The following is a 16,782-nucleotide window of genomic DNA, read 5'->3' as shown; positions in this document are numbered from 1 at the left end:
CCAGCTATGAGCCGAATCGCGGCAGGAGCGCGCGGTAGACGGGGAGGGCGACGATGCCCGGCGCTATGACGGATAGGATTTATCAGGATCCGGTTGGTGGATGACTCAGTTGCTTATCCAACGAGGCCGGCCCGAGGCGATTTTCTACTCGGGATAGATTGTCAACGAGTAGTTGCGTCGCCGTTTTGGGCGGCGTGCGGTGCGCCAGGCCCTCGGGTCGGTGGCGCGGACAGGAGTAATGCGTGACGGAGCCGACGCCCCCGAATCAGGGCGGTGCACCAGCATCAGCAAGTCCACACGACAACGAGCCGACGGCCAGTGCGGGCACCTTGTCTAAGGGGGGTCGGCGCGGCGTACCTGTGTACGCGCCGGTCGACTCGGACCGTGTAGGCGGCGGGAGCGCTTTCCCCAGCGCTAAGGCGGCCGCAGAAACGACTGGCTCATCAGCTGTTACGACGGACGTCGCCGCGACGGGGGAGAATCCCGCGGTGGGTGACGCACTCAATGTTTCACGTGAAACGGCCGATGACGCATTCGTCGGAATCACGGAAGACGACGAGAGCCCGTTGGCGAGGGAAATGATCGAGACTGAACGCAAACGCCGCGCATTGGAAGCAACTGACTTCCCTCGGCCACCGACGACCCGCATCATTACTGTGACCAACCAGAAGGGTGGCGTGGGTAAGACCACTACCTCCGTGAACCTTGCGGCAGCGCTCGCCTCCAGAGGTGCCAACGTGCTCGTCATAGACTCCGACCCACAGGGAAATGCCTCGACGGCGCTGGGTGTTCCGCACCACGCGGGCACTCCGTCAATCTACGACGTCCTGCTAGACGACGAGCCGATCTCCAAAGTTGCGCAGCGCTGCCCCGACATCGACACCTTGTGGTGCGTTCCTGCCACAATCGACCTCGCCGGCGCGGATATCGAACTGGTCTCTGTAGTGCGGCGCGAGTTCCGTCTTCACACTGCGATCCATGAACTCCTCAAGGGACCGGGCAAGAACCTCGACTACATCTTCATCGACTGCCCGCCTAGCTTGGGATTGCTGACGCTAAACGCGATGGTGGTCTCGAATGAGGTACTCATCCCCATTCAGTGTGAGTACTACGCGCTCGAGGGCCTCACGCAGCTCATCAAGACCGTTGACATGGTCAAGAAGCACCTAAATCCGGAGATTCACGTCAGCACGATCGTGCTGACAATGTTCGATGCCCGCACCAACTTGGCACGCGAGGTGGCATCCGAGGTGCGGGCGCACTTCCCGAACCAGACGCTCGAGCAGACTATTCCGCGCAGCGTGCGGGTGTCGGAGGCTCCCAGCTTCGCGCAGACGGTGATGACGTACGACCCCCACTCGACCGGCGCAGTTGCCTATTTGGCTGCCGCCAAGGACATCGCGGAACGCGGGCACACCGCTTCCCATTCAGGAGGACAGCTGTGAGCAAGCCAAAACGAGGTCTCGGTCGTGGCCTAGGTGCGTTGATCCCCACCGAGGCGAGCCCGCAGGCTCCATCCGGCCCGCGTCCTAGCGACGTCTTCTTTGGTGACTCGAGCAAGGACTCAGCACGGGAACAGGGCACTTCCGCTCAGGTTCGTGAAAGTGCTTCGGCAACGGCCGCCGAGGCATCGTTAGGCGCCGACAGCGGGGATTCGGAATCCAACCTGGTTCCCGTACCGGGAGCGACGTTCGCGCACATCGATCCCTACTCGGTGGTTCCAAACCCGCGTCAGCCACGTACGGTCTTTGATGAGGAAGCCCTCGCTGAACTGGTCGGCTCCATTCGCGAGATCGGCGTATTGCAGCCAATCGTGGTGCGCACCAATCCCTCGGGCGAGGGGTTTGAGCTCATCATGGGTGAGCGCCGGTTGCGCGCGTCCAAGGAGGCTGGACTCACGGAGATTCCGGCGATCGTCCGTGAGACCGAGGACGTGGACCTGCTTCGTGATGCGCTCGTGGAGAACCTCCACCGTAGCCAACTCAACCCGCTAGAAGAGGCGGCAGCGTACCGTCAGCTCCTGGATGATTTTGGAATCACTCACGAGCAACTTGCCGAGCGAATCTCCCGATCCCGCCCTCAGATATCAAATACGCTCCGCCTGCTAAAGCTACCGCCGCCCGTACAGCGTCGTGTCGCCGCCGGCGTCCTCAGCGCCGGACACGCACGGGCCTTGCTCGGTCTTGAAAACTCGGACGCCATGGATCAACTGGCCACGCGCATAGTCGCGGAAGGCTTGTCCGTACGCGCCACTGAGGAGGCCGTAACTCTAGGGGTCGAGGTCAAGCCAGAGAAGAAGGGTTCAGTACGTTCTGGCGGCCACACGGCGGCGTTGGATGACCTCTCGGCCCGTCTGGGGGACCACCTCGACACGAGGGTGAAGGTGCAACTGGGACGTGCCCGCGGCAAGATCACTATCGACTTCGCGACAGTTGAGGACCTTAACCGGTTAGTGGCCCTCATCGACCCGACCGACCCAGGCGTCTTTAAGTAGACTACTTTGTCCGGTAAGCGGCCATAAGCCCCGATCTTGCCCCGGATTAGACCTCAAAAAGTTGTGTGAGAGCGATTCTAAGCGCCGCGCTGCATTGCCTCGGTGGCGATACGCTCGCAAATGGCGCCCAGATTGTCTCCTGACGCACCGACGGCCTGCGGAAATAGCGACGTTTCGGTCATTCCCGGAGCGATGTTCACGTCGATGACGTTGGCCGCGCCGTCGCTGAGGATGATGTCGATGCGCGAATAGTCTCGCAGGCCCAGTTCCTGATGAGCGACGAGGGCCGCGCGTTCGACGAGTTCAACTTCCTCTGCTCCTAGCCGCGCGGGCACAAAGTACTCGACCCGGCCAGCGTTGTAACGGGCGTCGTAGTCGTATGGCCCATTGCTGACGATTTCGACCGCGGGCAGCGTACGCGCCTGATCGCCGGTGCCGACGACGGACACCGCGACCTCAGTACCGACCAGAGCCTTCTCCACCAGAGCCGCTTCGCAATACGCGAAGCAATGCACCATTGCTCGGGACAGTTCAGAGCGCTCTGTCACGAGGGTCACGCCCAACGCAGATCCGCCTCGGGCTGGCTTGACCACCAGCGGGAAGGAGAAGCTTTCCTCCACAGCGTTGAGGACGTGTTCCGCCCCGACGTCGCGAAAGAGCGTTTGAGGCAGTGCCACACCGTGAGGGGTCGCCACGCCGGCCCGGCGGAGCACCTCCTTCGCTACGGGCTTGCTCCACGCCACACGTGCAATGCTCGATGTAGTGCCCACAAACGGCACGCCGGTCAACTCAAGTAGGGCTTGAAGAGATCCATCCTCGCCAGCGGCGCCATGAAGCAGTGGCCACACCACGCCATCATCAATCTCGCGCAAAGTTTGCACCACGTTTGCGTCAACGTCTCGCAATCTCGCCTTGACCCCCCGCGTGCGCAATGCCTCTCGAACACGTCGGCCCGATCGCACAGAAACATCGCGTTCGTGGGACATACCACCAGCCAGGATTGTGACGTCCATCAATGCCTCCTTGGGTTGTGCTTAGACGATGTTGGGTGAGGGGAAATCGACCTGCCCCGAAGGTCGGCCGCCATTGGTGCCGAAGATCCGGACAGTCTCGAGTTCGTCGTCAATCACTCCCGCGAGTCGTCTCACACCCTCCCGAATCGCCTCGGGAGTCGGGTAACAGTAGGACAGGCGCATGTAGTTGGTGCCCTGCCCGTCGTAGTAGAACGCGGTGCCGGGCACGTATGCAACGCGAGCGGTCACCGCGCGCGGCAGCATCGCCTTGGAGTCGAGTCCATCGGGGAGCTTGACCCACACGTAGAAGCCGCCATCCGGAACGTTCCACGAGGCGGACGGCATGTACTCCTCGAGCGCGCGAATCATGGCGTCGCGACGCTCCCGGTACTGCTCACGGAACTTCTTAATCTGACCCTTCCAGTCCGCATGCGTGAGGTAGGTCGAGATGGCGAGCTGCGAAGCGTTGGAGGGACATAAAATTGCCGCCTCAGAGGCGAGCACCAACTTCTCGCGGACGGCGTGAGGCGCCACGGCCCAGCCCACTCGAAAGCCGGGGGCGAAGGTCTTAGAGAATGACCCCAGGTAAACCACGCCGTCTTCAGACATCGAGCGCATGGCGGGAAGCGGCTCGCGGTCGAATCCCAAGAGCCCGTAGGGGTTGTCCTCGAGTACCAGCACCCCGTACCTGGCACAGATCTCAAGCACCTTGGGGCGGCGCTCGAGCGACAACGTTACGCCACCGGGGTTGTGATAGTTCGGCACAGTGTAGAGAAACTTGACCCGCTTGCCTTCAGCCTTGAGCGCGGCGAGCGTAGTCTCGAGGTCCTCAGGGATGAGCCCGTCGGCGTCCATGGGAGTATGGACGACCTCGGCCTCGTGCGCACGGAATACGCCCAGTGCGCCCACGTACGAAGGCGCCTCGGCGACCACCACGTCACCCGGATCGATGAAGATATTGGTGACCAGGTCCAAAGCCTGCTGCGAGCCGGTGGTGACCACGACATCGTCTGCGTGCGCGTTGATTCCTTCGAGCTCCATGACCTCGACGATGTGCTCGCGCAACTCTTCGTGACCCTGGCCTGACCCATACTGCAGCGCCTTCTCGCCCCGCTCCATGACGAGGCGCTTCATCATCTCGCCGATCTCCTCGAGGGGAAGTCCGCCGATGTAAGGCATGCCGCCGGCGAGCGAAACTACCTCGGGCCGGTCAACGACCGAGAACAACGCGCGCACCTCGGAGGCGCGCATGTTGTGGGCTCGGGCAGCGTACGAATCAAACCAGGGGTCGAGTCGGTTGCCACGGGGTTCGGACGCGTTCATGCGAGTCAGTCTCCCACGCCCAGACCACTCATCACTGCATCGGGCATGAACTCGTTGGTCGAGGCGCCAGTATGGCGCCGGGCGGCACCAAAACCTACGCGAGGACCTCGTCGATGTAACCCGTCAGCGTGGGCTTAGGCTTCGCGCCGGTCACCGACTTCACAATCGAGCCGTTCTTGAAGAAGTTCAGCGTGGGGATGGACGTCACGCCGTACGCCATCGCAAGTTCCGGGTTGGCGTCGGTGTCGACCTTCACGATCTTGACCTTTCCTGCGTACTCGGAAGCGATTTCGTCCAGGATGGGCGCCACAGCGCGGCACGGGCCGCACCAGGTCGCCCAGAAGTCCACGAGCACGGGAATGTCGGACTCGAGCACCTCGGCCTTGAACGTGTCCTCAGACGCAGCGACGGGGGCCGTGAGAACGGCGGCCGCGGGGGCCTCCTTCTCCACCACTACGGCGTCGCCCGATGCGACGGCTGAGTCTTCGAGCGCGTCCAGGTAGTGCTGGGCGTCCAAGGCAGCGGCACAGCCGGAACCTGCGGCGGTGATGGCCTGGCGGTAACGGTTGTCCACCAGGTCGCCGGCCGCGAAGACCCCAGCCACGTTGGTGGCCGTGGTGCGTCCTTCGACGAGTACGTAGCCCTCGGCGTCCGTGTCAATGACGCCCGTGAGGAGCTCGGAACGTGGGATGTGACCGATTGCGACGAACAATCCGGTTGCTGCGATGGTGCGCTCCTCACCGGATTCGACGTTCTTAACGACGACTCCGGAGACCTTGTCGCCACCCTCGATGCCGACCACCTCTGAATTCCACTCGAACTCGATCTTGGGGTCATTTGCGGCACGATCGGCCATGATCTTGGACGCGCGGAGCTCGCCACGGCGGTGAACCAGAGTGACCTTGGAGGCGAAGCGCGTGAGGAATGTGGCTTCTTCGACGGCAGAGTCGCCGCCGCCGACTACTACGACCTCCTGGTCGCGGAAGAAGAAGCCGTCGCACGTGGCACACCAGGAGACACCCTTACCGCTGAGTCGCTTCTCGTCCTCAAGCCCGAGCTCGCGGTATGCGGAGCCGGTGGAGAGGATGATCGACTTTGCGGAAAACGTCTTTCCCATTCCGGTGGTGACGGTCTTGACGTCGCCCTCGAGCGACATCTCGGTGACGTCGTCAAACTGAACTTCGGCGCCAAAGCGCTCGGCCTGCGCCTGTAGCGTCTCCATGAGCTCGGGGCCCTGAATCCCCTCGACGAAGCCGGGGAAGTTCTCAACCTCGGTCGTGTTCATGAGCGCCCCACCTGCGGTGACGGAACCGGCGACCACGAGGGGCTCCAGTCCGGCGCGTGCGGCGTAGATGGCGGCCGTGTAGCCGGCGGGGCCGGATCCGACGATGATGACGTTGCGGGTGTCGCTCACAGTGACTTCCTTGCTTGGGTTTGGCGGTAAGTGTATAGCCGTAGTTCGTAACAGCGGCGTATGCGGATGTGTTCCCGACTCTGAGGCACCGCGTATTACTCGTCGTCTGCTTTATCTGATGCCGACGCGGACGGTGACGGTTCCGGCGAGTGGGTAAAGGCCGGATAGGTGTTCTGAGGCGAGTCTGGGCCCAGGAGCTCCGGGTCAAGAGGGGTCTTGAGCATCGAGAAGGCCCATACCGTCGTCACGATGACTGCGATAGCGAATAGGGGAATGAGGATCGGTGCGGCCTTGATGGGTCCGGCACGATTGGCGCGCGCGTGCGCGCGCTCTAGGCGACGGGTGAGAGTCTCTGAGCCTGGCCAGCGACGGTGCAGTCTCTCGAGCAGCGCCTCCCAAACCGACGTCGTGTTGTTGACGTCCTGCACCTCGACCATTTCGTCGAACTCGTAGAGGTCGTGGAGCTCGTTTGCTCCTAGTGGCTCTTCAACCTCTGGGTGGCTCGCGAGCACCTCACGCAAAATGGGAGCGTCGTCCTCATCGACTTCGGAATCCGCGTCATCTTCGTCGTAAACCAGGCCAAACTTTGACTTTGCGTCGATGCGCGCGAGCGAGGAACTGAGCTGAGGATCTGAACGTCCCTCGGCCAAGTCCTCCTGTGTGGCGCGATCCGCGCGGTCCAGAGCATCGGCACCGACCGTGATGCCCATGCCCGCGGCGTCGTCATCCGCGCGCTTTTCACGAGCCTGAATCTCGAGCGTCGCGGCGGGTAGAGCAGGCATGCCACGGACGGAGGTGGCGAAATCACGGAGGATCCGCGAGTCGATGGGAGTGAGCGAGTGCAACACCGAATCGAGAGTCAGCGGCCCGGTGCCACCGATCACGTGTATGCAGAGTTTGCGCCCACGTACGCCCAGATCGGATGGCAGATCCCGCTCGGTCGCGGAGTCTGGGTCAACGCCGGTGACAGCCGCGAGATAGAGCTTGCCGAGCGCCATCGCGTCAGTCGCCTCGCTGGCCCCCCGGCCCACGCCAGCTTGCATGGCGAGTTCACCATCGACTGCGAGCCCTGAGACGGTCACCCGGCCGGTGTTGGCTACGGAGATTGAAGAGGATCGAAGGTAGCCGTGGTGGACCCCCTCATCCGCGGCCTTCTCGAGCGCGCGAGCCGCATCGCCGATGATCGTGCCGGCAATTCTGGCAGGGACTCGCCGGCGTGTCAGGAGTTCCGCGAATCGCATGCCCTCGGGAACGTCCGTGACCATGTAGGTCCAGGATTCCTCGTCAATTCGCTCGCGCCCGGAGGCGAGGACACGCAGCAGGCGGGGGTCGCGCACACGTGCGGCGGCTGCCGCCGCTTGGCGTACTGCGGAGGGTGCGAGTGCGGTGATGACATCGACGCGCACATTGCGGTGCAGTCGACTGTCATGCGCCGTGAAACGCTCGAGGCCCGGGACGTCCACGTCTTCAGAAGTGAGAAGCGTGAATCGGCGCGCGAGCCTCGCTCCGATGTGCACCACTAATGTCCCCTTAAGCCCAATATGTCTTGCAACTATCGTACTCGGCGCGAAATCCGCCGAGTCACTGGAGACATGACTTCACCGAGCTCTGGCGTGCGGAGCATTCTCAAGATAAGTGCGTAGATCACCAGCATGAGCAAACCACTGGCGGCGATGTTGGTGACGGCTGCGGCGAACCCCACAACTCCGGTGTTGTTAACGGGATCAGGCAGCACGAGGGTAAGGGCCCAACCCGCAAGACCCGCGGGCACTGCACCCGCCAACGCCTTGGCGTGGGTGCGCATGATGTTGCGCCCATCTAGCCCTCCAAGCCGGTTGCGTAGGCCCCAGGTTCGCAGTAGCACGCCCATGACGTTGGATAGGCTCAGGCCCAGCGCGACGCCCACGACCCACCACTTGGGGTCCATGTACTGGCGCACTGCGAGCGAAACACCAATGAGCACGACCGTCATAGGAATGTGAATCATGAAGATCGCCTTGGCGTCCTCCAGGATGAAGTAGACGCGCTTGATAAGCACCATCGCGCCCAGCGCGGCGAGCCCCAGCGCGAGCGCTATCAGGACCTGCGAGACGGAGGTGACCTCTGCCGGGCTGGCGCTGGGGTTCATCAGACGGGTAATCGATGGAGCGATGGCGATGGTGACGACGGTGGCAAAGATGGTGAAGATGCCGATGGTCCTCAGGCCACGTGAGATCTCCGCACGGAGCCCAGTGATGTCGTGGGCCACCCAGAGGCGGGACATCGAGGTGGTGAGGGCGGTGACGATCGAGACTGTGATGAGCGAGTGCGGTACGAGATAGATCAGTAGGCCCTGAAAGTACGCGGCGTTGCCGGCGATTGATCCGGCGGGGGTGCTGGGATCAGCCGCGAGGGCAGCCGCTGGGGCGGCGGCCGCCACCCGGGTAGCCCACAGCACGCCGAGCTGCTCGATGAGGACGGCGCCGAGTGCCCACGAGATGACGGTTCGTACGCCGGATAGCTCCCCCTTGGGTCCCCGCCACACCCACGCGAAGCGGTACCCGCCGCGAACCATGGGCCAGATAAGAATCAGCGCTTGGGCGGCGATGCCGAGAGTGGCGACGCCTGCGATGAGCGCAATACGGAAGGGCGTCCACGCGATGGTGAGGGCATCGCCAGTCAGGGCTGGCACTCCCTTAATTTGCGGCCCAAAGACCACCAGGTATGCCGCGAGGCCCACGATTCCGATGATGTTGTTCACTACAGGTGCCCACATGTACGGGCCGAACTGCTCCTTGGCGTTCAGCACCTGTCCGAACAGCGTGTAAATCGCGTAGAAGAGTAACTGCGGGATGCACCACAGTGCGAAGGCGACGGCCAGCGCCATGAGCTCCGGAGACCAGTTGGAGGGCGCGTAAGCCATCACCAGCAGCGGTGCGGCGATGGTGAGCACCACGGTCACGCCGAGCGAGATGACCGTGCCGACAGTGAGGATGCGGTCCACGGTGCGCTTGCCGTCGCGGCGGCCAAAGGCCTTGAGGATCTGAGGCACTAGTGCGGCATTGATAACGCCCGCGGCCACGACCGCGTAAAGCGTGTTGGGAAGCTTGTTGGCGATGTCGTAGGCGTCCGCCACGCCAACATTGACGCCGATGGCTGCGACTAGCATGGCGTTTCGAACGAGCCCGAGCACACGCGACACCAGGGTTCCCGATGCCATGATTGCGGTGTTCTTGCCCAGGGATTTGGCGCGCAGTTCAGAAGGCGCCGGGTCGGAGGGCGGAATCGCTCCGGGCGCGTCAGTCATCAGTTTCTTCCTCGACAACGGTGTGTGGGCCCTCAGCGGGTTCCCCGGGTCCGGTGCGGGTGTCTTTGCGGCCACGGCGGATAGTGCGGATGACCCCGCCAATCAACACCAGCACCAGTAGCCCGGTGAAGACGGCAGTTGCCGCATTTCCCCAGTCGGCGCGCACCCGCATCGTAAAGTCCTGGGCCTCGGAGACGGGGTCGCCGTCGGCGTTGACTAACCAGACGCTGAGGGAGACGTTCGCACTGGAGACGGCCTCCACCGGCACCATGGCGGTCGCCTCTTCACCCGCTGGCACCGTGATCACGGGTCGGTCCCGCACCTGCAGATTGGGAGACGTCGACCTCATTACTACCGTCACGGTTGAGTCGTATGCGAGATCATTGTGAATCGTGATCGGCACCTCGCCACTGGTGGCGATGAGATTGACATCGGAGCTGCGGACAATGCCCACCGAGCTCAAGGTCGTGTCCACCTCGGCGATCGCCGACTCGTACTCAGCTGACTGCAGTGAGGTGTTTCCACGAGACGCTGACGAAACCGCACCCAGCAGCGTCTGGCCGTCTGGCTGAAGGATGGCAGAAGGGTTGTCGAGGGTCTGCGCGAGGCGGTCAAGGCCCGCCAGACGCGCACTCAGCGCGGCGACCCTGTCGACGGGGACGTCCTGTGTCGCGCCCTGAACCTTGGGAATCGCCACTCCTGGGGAGGGGTTGGCGAGTGCTTCGGTGAGTGGACGGTGAGTGACCCACGGAGCGGACATCAGCGCGGACAGATTGGCGGAAGGTTCGTTATCCACGACCGTCCAACCAAGTCCAGGTGAGACCACGATGCCTGCGACTCCATCACCATCGAACGCGAGCAGTGCGGATTCGGCGACAATCCGGGAGGGACCGGCGGGGTCGGATGGCCTAAAACTCGCCACGAGGTTGCTGAGCGCAGCATCGGGAACGAGGATCGAAACGTCCTTCTCGTCCGCGACGTCAACGCCAACAACGGAGGGAGCCGAGCCATCGGCCTCGTCGAAGGCCGGGACTTCGGTTGCGTTCCCGTCGTCAAAAAGCGTGGCAACTGCGCCAGTGGAGTTGGCCCAGCCGGCGACGGACTTGTCTGCGACTGCGGACACGGCTAGCCAAGGTCGTTGCGCGACGGAGGTCCAGATGCGAGACCGTGCGTCAGCGAGAGCGAACTCGATCAGGTCGGTGTCCCCCGCATGGGCGAGCGAGGCCACGTCGGGGTTGGTCGCGGGCAGGAGGTAGGTCTCGCGTCCTGCAAGCGCGTCGAGCGTGCTGGCGCCCGTCAGCGCGGTGGGGTCGACCGCGAACGTGACGCCTTCCACGTCCGCTCCCGCGAGCAGGCTGGCGGCCCGTGACGGCGCGCCCGCGATGGTGGCGATCGCAGTGACTGGGAGGGCGGCGATATCTGCGTCGAGCCATGTGACCGCCATCGAGTCAATGAAAACCGTGGAGGAGCCAACGGTAAAAGATGCCGTGACGCCGTAGACGCCAGCCGTTCCTTCCGGGAGCGAGAGGTCCTTGGAGGAGGCGGACACGCGGACCTGCGTCGGATTGCTCGGCCTTAGGGTGCCGGTGTGTAGCGGCTCATCGTCCTCGTCCACCTCGGGGGTGCCGGCCGCGACGGATTTCATTACCCGCATTGGAGCCACCGCCGGATCGTCGAAGAATTCGGCGAGCGCCTCGCGCGAGTCGAGCGGGCTCTCGGTGATCGACAGCCTCACGGCCACTTCGGGCACCGGGTCGTCAGCGGCATTGGTGAGAGTGACGTTCGCGGACAGCGACTGACCGCCGGCTACTACGAAGGGCCCGTAGGTATCGAGCACGGCGGAGACGTCGTCGACGGTTCCGGTGGGCTCAGGCGCGGGGCTGGCGCTCGGCGAGGGCTCGGGATCCACGGCAACAGGGGTGGCGATGGCGGCCGATCCTCCCACGAGGGCCACGAGCGCGCCGACGGCGATGCCGGCGAGCAGACGGGGCGACAAGTGCGCGCGCCGATGCACGCTGCGGTTGAGCGCCATCACACCGCTACGTCAAGCAGGGCGGCGGCAGCCTCCGCCATCTTGCGCTCGTTCGGGAAGGCGAGCTCGCTCGCGAGGGCGTGCACGGGGATCCATTTCGCTACCTCGGCCTCGTGGTCGGGATCGTTCTCCACGGTAATGACACCGCCGCGAGCCTCGAGGAGGAAGTGGTGGACCACCTTGTGGACGCGACGGTCGTCCCCAGTGAACCAGTAGTCAATAGTCCCGAGGGGCTGGATGATCTCAGCGTCGATTCCGGTCTCCTCCGCGATCTCTCGCACTGCTGCGATCTCCGGAGTCTCTCCGGCCTCGATGTGCCCCTTGGGTAGGCACCACTCGAGCCTGCCGGCGCGGTTGCGACGGCCGATGCAGGCTGCCTCCGCGACGCCATTTTCTATGCGCACCGCGATGCCTCCGGAGGAGGTCTCGTTGCTCACCGGGAGGTGCGAGGCGCGCCCGGCCGCGCTGTCACGCCGTTGGCGCAACGACGCACCGCCGGGCGGCATAGGGGTCCCGCTGGGGCGCGGGACAGGGCGCATGGACATGGCCCCACTCTAACTACGGTGGGCCGTTAGGCGTAGCACCCGTGCCCGGTGCGGGTGATGCTCGTGCGTTTCTGGGAGACTTGATGCGTGACCACCCCACACCCCAAGCGAGAAGGCGCCTCTGCCGCGCGCGTCAGCATCGACGTACTACGACAGCGTGCCGTCAGTCTGTGGGCGGCGCTTCCCGCAGAGGTACTCGAACTTGCACACCTGTTCGATGCGCAAGGCCACGAGCTCGCGCTGGTAGGAGGCCCCGTTCGAGACGCCTTCCTAGGACGGTCGAGCGCGGACTTGGACTTCACGACCTCCGCGCGACCGGACCAGACCGAGGCGATTCTTAAGTCTTGGACCCGCGCTACCTGGGACATGGGCCGAGAATTCGGCACGATCGGCGGCCGTCGCGGTGATGTGGACGTGGAGATCACGACATACCGCGCTGACACGTATGACGGCGAGACCCGTAAACCAGTTGTCGCCTTTGGTGACTCACTTGCCGGTGACCTCGCCCGCCGCGATTTCACGGTCAACTCCATGGCCGTCCGTGTGCCGAGCCTTGAGTTTGTCGACCCGCACGGTGGTCTCGAGGACCTTGCCGGGGGTCTGCTCCGAACGCCGATCGACCCAGCCGTGTCCTTTGGCGATGACCCCCTGCGCATGATGCGCGGGGCACGCTTCGCGTCCCAGTTGGGCTTCGACATCGAGCCAGCCACGTTCGCGGCGATGACTGCAATGGCGGACCGGATCGCGATGGTCTCTGCGGAGCGAGTGCGCGACGAGCTATGCAAGCTGCTGCGGGGTGCTCACCCGCGCGAGGGGCTGGCAGCGCTCGTGGATTCCGGCCTCGCCGCCGTGGTTCTACCGGAGTTGCCGGCGCTGAAACTCGAGATCGACGAGCACCATCACCACAAGGACGTCTACGAGCACACACTGACGGTGGTGGAGCAGGCCATCGACCTCGAGACCGGCGCTGACGGTGCCGTACCGGCACCGGACCTGATCCTGCGCTTGGCCGCGCTGATGCACGACATCGGCAAGCCGGCCACGCGCCGCCTCGAGGCCGGCGGCGGAGTGAGTTTCCACCATCACGAGGTGGTGGGCGCCAAGCTCACCGCCAAGCGGATGAAGGCGCTGAGGTTTGACAAGGACACCACCAAGGCTGTCACCCACCTAGTGGAGTTGCACTTGCGCTTCCACGGCTACGGCGACGCGCGCTGGTCAGACTCGGCCGTGCGGCGCTACGTGACGGACGCTGGCGCGCAACTGGAGCGGCTGCACCGGCTTACCCGCGCGGACGTCACCACCCGCAACCGGCGCAAGGCAGACCGGCTGTCATTCGCCTATGACGACCTGGAACAGCGCATCGCGGACCTTCGCGAGCGCGAGGAGGTCGACTCGATTCGCCCAGACCTCGATGGCACGCAGATCATGGAGATTCTTGGCATTTCCCCCGGGCGCGAGGTGGGTCAGGCGTACAAGCACATGCTCGAGCTGCGCATGGAGCACGGTCCACTCGGGGACGAGCGCGCGCGTGACGCACTGTTGACATGGTGGGCCGAGCGCTCCTGAGGTGACGCTGCGGCAGCGGCCGCCCGTCGTCCTGACCCCGCCCAACCGTGCGACGCGAGATGCCAGCGGAGTACGTCAGTTGGTCAGCGACTTCGTAGATTGCGCCGGAACCGGCGCCGGCATCGGCTCCCTGGGAGCGCGCGAGTACAGGGCTGCCACCGCCAGGTAGGAGGCCACCAGCACAAAGATCACCGGTCGCGAGTAACCCGAGTCGGGGAGCACCATGGCGCCCACGACGGCCGCCAGAATGAACGCCACGTTGAAGGCCATGTCGTACAGCGTGAAGGCCCGGCCGCGCACCGCATCGTCCGTGTCGCGCTGGACGATGGTGTCGACTGCGATCTTCGCGGCTTGCACGGCGTAGCTCACGACGATGGTCGCCGTGAACAACGTCCATGGCTCGGAGGAGATGGCAAAGACGGCCTGGCCCACCGCGCCAATGATCAGCGAGAGAACAATCCACTGTTGCGGTGCCATGCGGTCCACGATCGAGGGCGTGATCACGGCGGCGGCAAAGAAGCCCACGGCGGCAAAGCCAAGCACCAGCGTAAATTTCTGGATGGCCTGCTCTGGATGGTCGGGGTCCCCGAGCACGTTGCGCGAGATGAGGATTGCCGCCACGAACATGACTCCGTAAAGAAGCCGTTGGGCTGCCATGACGCCGAGCCCTTGGAAGGGAGTAACCCGCGCGTGAAGGTACTTGACGCCCCCGCGCAATTCGTGGCCGAGGCTACGGACTTGCTGCACCAAGTGGAGCGACTCGAGGGGGTGGTCCGGGCCGAGCTCGCGTCGACCGAGGCCCGTGACGACCCACGCGGCACCCGCGAAGCCGATGGTGGAGCCAGCAAGCGCGGCCAGGGCGAGATTGGCGTCGGTTGCCGATGGAGCGATGATGGTGGCAATGCCTCCGGCGGCGGCCCCAATGGCCGAGGCAATGGTGCCGAGCGTGGGCATGATCGAGTTGGCCGCGAGCAGTTCGTGGGGCTCGACTACTTTGGGGATACCCGCGGTCATCGCGGCGTTCAGGAAGCGGTTCACGGATAACGCGAGCAGGGCCAACGTGTACAGCGCCCACTTGGAGCCGTCGGCGTCCACTAACAACACGGCACAGATAGCCACCACCAGCGCGAGCCGGACTAGGTTTCCCACCAGCAATATGCGCTGGCGCTGCCACCGATCAATGAGCGGACCCACGAAGGGGCCGACCAGCGTGAAGGGCGCAAGCAGGACGATGAACCCGATCGCGATATCGCGCGCCGTCGCCGCCTGAGTGGGATCAAAGAAGAACGCAGTCGCAATGCCCACCTGGAACATGCCGTCGCCTGCCTGCGATAACGCCCGGGTGTAGGTGAGCCTTCGGAACCCACGCGAGTGCCACAGCGTGCGGAGATCTCGAGGTAACGACATGGCTCACACCCTAGGCGTGATTGCCTCGCCGGTGCGCCAGGCGTGTCCTATATTGGAATCACTCGGTGCAAGGAAGCGCGGGCATAACCGACGGGGGACGTCATGAACTGGTTCTTTAGGGCGATCGGCCGCTATGGCGAGTTCAGTGGACGCTCGCGTCGCAAGGAGTACTGGTGGTTTGTGATCATCAGCTGGGTCCTTCTATGGGTCCTGGCGGGAGGGTTCTTCGCGACGTCAGGTGACGCGGTCGAGGGATCTACCTTCAACAGTGCCGTGGTCACGACCTCGGGATGGGCATTCCTCATCGCCGCACTCGCGATCGGGCTCATTTTGATCATTCCGCATTTCGCAGTGTCGGTGCGGCGCATGCATGACTCTGGCAAGTCCGGCGCTTGGGTGCTCTTCCTCTTCATCATCCCGCTCGTGGTTTATATCCTCGCGCTTCTTCCCGGGGACGCCACCGCCAACAGGTACGGTCCGGACCCCATTTCTACCGACGTGTGATGCGCGTGTGATTGTGCGTAGCGCGTCCAGGCGGTACGTTCTGTCACGACACATGCCTACGAGCGGAGTTTGAACGATGACTATTGGTTGGTTCATGAAGGCCCTGACGCAGTACGCGGATTTTCACAACCGCGCCCGTCGCCGGGAGTTCTGGTGGTTCGTGCTGATTCAGTGGTTCGTCGTCGGATTTCTGGTCGCGATGTTCTCGGTGATGGCAGTGCAGAGTGGTGCTCTCGAAGGCTCCACGCTGGACGTCGGCCAGATCGGTCTGTCGGGATGGATCTTCTACATTGCGGCACTCGTCGTGTCGCTCGGGCTGATCGTCCCCTACTTCGCCGTCACAGTTCGCCGTATGCACGACTCTGGCCGAACAGGTTGGTGGGCGATTTTCCTGCTGTTTTTACCCATCGTGGTGTGGATCATTGCGCTCTTTGATGGCGACGCACAGCCCAACAAGTACGGTCCGGACCCCAAAGAGCTCGAACGCTAACTACTGCCAAGGCCGCACGTGAGCGGCGATCGCATAACCCCGGCCTCACGCCGGAAGAGACCTCAACACAGGAGATTCACCATGAGTTTTGGACAGGCCGTCAAGTCCGTCTTTGGCAAGTACGCCACATTTAGTGGGCGCGCGCGTCGTAGCGAGTTCTGGTGGTGGCAGCTTTTCAGTTTCCTAGTGCTGCTTCCGTTCGGGATCATTTTTATGGTCACCTACATCATCTCCGCAGTGTCTGCGGTGGAGGCGACTGACTCGAATGGCAACCTCGACGCTGCTGCCGTGAACTGGGCCCCAATGCTCATTGGCGGAATCCTCTACGCGGTGGTCGCACTCGCTCTGCTCTTGCCGAGCTACGCCGTGATGGTGCGCCGCTTGCACGACATGGGGCAGTCGGGTTGGTGGGTATTGCTGAGCCTCGTCGGCCTAGGAATCGTGCCTCTCATCATGGCCTTCATGGACACCCAAGTGGGCGCTAACCAGTGGGGAGAGGACCCCAAGGCTGATGAGCGCGGCCAGCTTCCTGGCGGCTACCCTGGCCAGGGATACCAGGCGCAGGGTTACGGTTCGCCGCAGCCTGGATACGCGCCTCCGGCCCCACCGGCAGCCACCCCTCCCGCACCCCCGCAGCAAGCAGCGCCCCCGGCTCCTCCCGCACCACCAGCACCGCCCGCTCCGCCAGCACCGCCGGTGCAGTAGGAC

The 16,782-nt window shown here is 63.9% G+C and carries 13 protein-coding genes and 2 pseudogenes; 6 read left to right on the top strand and 9 right to left on the bottom strand.

From position 1 onward, the window contains the following. Positions 1-242: 242 nt before the first annotated feature. Complete coding sequence (locus AOP77_RS05160) at positions 243-1,445, top strand: ParA family protein (protein ID WP_304524093.1); 1,203 nt, start codon at positions 243-245, stop codon at positions 1,443-1,445. Continuing rightward, the gene (locus AOP77_RS05155) at positions 1,442-2,494 is read left to right on the top strand and encodes a ParB/RepB/Spo0J family partition protein (RefSeq protein WP_062210212.1); all 1,053 of its coding nucleotides are present in this window, start codon (positions 1,442-1,444) and stop codon (positions 2,492-2,494) included. The genes AOP77_RS05160 and AOP77_RS05155 overlap by 4 nt, the downstream gene beginning before the upstream one ends. A 77-nt stretch (positions 2,495-2,571) precedes the next feature. Here the strand turns inward: AOP77_RS05155 and AOP77_RS05150 are convergent, their stop codons facing one another. The 8 genes and pseudogenes from AOP77_RS05150 to AOP77_RS05120 form a co-directional block, all read right to left on the bottom strand. Then, positions 2,572-3,507 (bottom strand): D-alanine--D-alanine ligase family protein, encoded by a 936-nt coding sequence (locus tag AOP77_RS05150; protein ID WP_062210209.1) that lies wholly within the window; start codon positions 3,505-3,507, stop codon positions 2,572-2,574. A gap of 21 nt (positions 3,508-3,528) precedes the next feature. After that, the gene (locus AOP77_RS05145; protein WP_062210206.1) at positions 3,529-4,830 is read right to left on the bottom strand and encodes an aminotransferase-like domain-containing protein; all 1,302 of its coding nucleotides are present in this window, start codon (positions 4,828-4,830) and stop codon (positions 3,529-3,531) included. 94 nt (positions 4,831-4,924) lie between these two features. Beyond that, positions 4,925-5,224, bottom strand: a pseudogene (trxA, locus tag AOP77_RS12495) (thioredoxin); the annotation flags it as partial. Positions 5,225-5,284: 60 nt separating this feature from the next. Continuing rightward, positions 5,285-6,244: pseudogene (trxB, locus tag AOP77_RS05140) on the bottom strand (thioredoxin-disulfide reductase); the annotation flags it as partial. 95 nt (positions 6,245-6,339) lie between these two features. Next, the gene (locus AOP77_RS05135) at positions 6,340-7,764 is read right to left on the bottom strand and encodes a protein kinase family protein (RefSeq protein ID WP_152649780.1); all 1,425 of its coding nucleotides are present in this window, start codon (positions 7,762-7,764) and stop codon (positions 6,340-6,342) included. Between the two features lie 32 nt (positions 7,765-7,796). After that, entirely contained in the window at positions 7,797-9,530 is a 1,734-nt protein-coding gene (murJ, locus tag AOP77_RS05130) for a murein biosynthesis integral membrane protein MurJ (RefSeq protein WP_062210200.1), read from the bottom strand. Continuing rightward, the gene (locus tag AOP77_RS05125; RefSeq protein ID WP_152649779.1) at positions 9,523-11,562 is read right to left on the bottom strand and encodes a DUF6049 family protein; all 2,040 of its coding nucleotides are present in this window, start codon (positions 11,560-11,562) and stop codon (positions 9,523-9,525) included. The genes murJ and AOP77_RS05125 overlap by 8 nt, the downstream gene beginning before the upstream one ends. Next, a complete protein-coding gene (locus tag AOP77_RS05120; RefSeq protein WP_084622328.1) occupies positions 11,562-12,107 on the bottom strand; it encodes an NUDIX hydrolase in 546 nt (181 codons plus the stop codon). The genes AOP77_RS05125 and AOP77_RS05120 overlap by 1 nt, the downstream gene beginning before the upstream one ends. Positions 12,108-12,194: 87 nt before the next feature. Between AOP77_RS05120 and AOP77_RS05115 the strand changes: the two genes are divergently transcribed. Next, positions 12,195-13,673 (top strand): CCA tRNA nucleotidyltransferase, encoded by a 1,479-nt coding sequence (locus tag AOP77_RS05115; RefSeq protein WP_062210192.1) that lies wholly within the window; start codon positions 12,195-12,197, stop codon positions 13,671-13,673. Between the two features lie 75 nt (positions 13,674-13,748). Here the strand turns inward: AOP77_RS05115 and AOP77_RS05110 are convergent, their stop codons facing one another. After that, positions 13,749-15,080: an MFS transporter gene (locus AOP77_RS05110; protein ID WP_152649778.1), complete on the bottom strand. Its 1,332-nt coding sequence runs from the start codon at positions 15,078-15,080 to the stop codon at positions 13,749-13,751. Positions 15,081-15,182: 102 nt separating this feature from the next. On the opposite strand from AOP77_RS05110, the gene AOP77_RS05105 reads away from it, so the two are divergent. From AOP77_RS05105 to AOP77_RS05095, 3 genes are all read left to right on the top strand, one after another. After that, on the top strand, positions 15,183-15,584 hold the full coding sequence (locus AOP77_RS05105) for a DUF805 domain-containing protein (RefSeq protein WP_062210187.1): 402 nt from the start codon (positions 15,183-15,185) through the stop codon (positions 15,582-15,584). Between the two features lie 76 nt (positions 15,585-15,660). Next, positions 15,661-16,074, top strand: a complete 414-nt coding sequence (locus AOP77_RS05100; RefSeq protein ID WP_062210184.1) for a DUF805 domain-containing protein — start codon at positions 15,661-15,663, stop codon at positions 16,072-16,074. An 81-nt stretch (positions 16,075-16,155) separates the two neighbouring features. Beyond that, positions 16,156-16,779 carry a DUF805 domain-containing protein gene (locus tag AOP77_RS05095; RefSeq protein ID WP_062210181.1) on the top strand — a complete coding sequence of 208 codons (624 nt, stop codon included), beginning with the start codon at positions 16,156-16,158 and terminating at the stop codon, positions 16,777-16,779. Positions 16,780-16,782 lie beyond the last annotated feature (3 nt).

This window comes from Demequina oxidasica (assembly GCF_000975115.1).
GTDB lineage: Bacteria > Actinomycetota > Actinomycetes > Actinomycetales > Demequinaceae > Demequina > Demequina oxidasica.
Note: the sequence above shows the minus strand (reverse complement) of the source record. Positions and strands in the feature narration are given on the sequence as shown.

Excerpts from the sequence above, each read along its gene's own strand:
- AOP77_RS05110 (WP_152649778.1), bottom strand. The coding sequence starts at position 15,080 with ATGTCGTTACCTCGAGATCTCCGCACGCTGTGGCACTCGCGTGGGTTC.
- AOP77_RS05125 (WP_152649779.1), bottom strand. The coding sequence starts at position 11,562 with ATGGCGCTCAACCGCAGCGTGCATCGGCGCGCGCACTTGTCGCCCCGT.
- AOP77_RS05145 (WP_062210206.1), bottom strand. The coding sequence starts at position 4,830 with ATGAACGCGTCCGAACCCCGTGGCAACCGACTCGACCCCTGGTTTGAT.
- murJ (WP_062210200.1), bottom strand. The coding sequence starts at position 9,530 with ATGACTGACGCGCCCGGAGCGATTCCGCCCTCCGACCCGGCGCCTTCT.
- AOP77_RS05095 (WP_062210181.1), top strand. The coding sequence starts at position 16,156 with ATGAGTTTTGGACAGGCCGTCAAGTCCGTCTTTGGCAAGTACGCCACA.
- AOP77_RS05150 (WP_062210209.1), bottom strand. The coding sequence starts at position 3,507 with ATGGACGTCACAATCCTGGCTGGTGGTATGTCCCACGAACGCGATGTT.
- AOP77_RS05120 (WP_084622328.1), bottom strand. The coding sequence starts at position 12,107 with ATGTCCATGCGCCCTGTCCCGCGCCCCAGCGGGACCCCTATGCCGCCC.
- AOP77_RS05105 (WP_062210187.1), top strand. The coding sequence starts at position 15,183 with ATGAACTGGTTCTTTAGGGCGATCGGCCGCTATGGCGAGTTCAGTGGA.
- AOP77_RS05100 (WP_062210184.1), top strand. The coding sequence starts at position 15,661 with ATGACTATTGGTTGGTTCATGAAGGCCCTGACGCAGTACGCGGATTTT.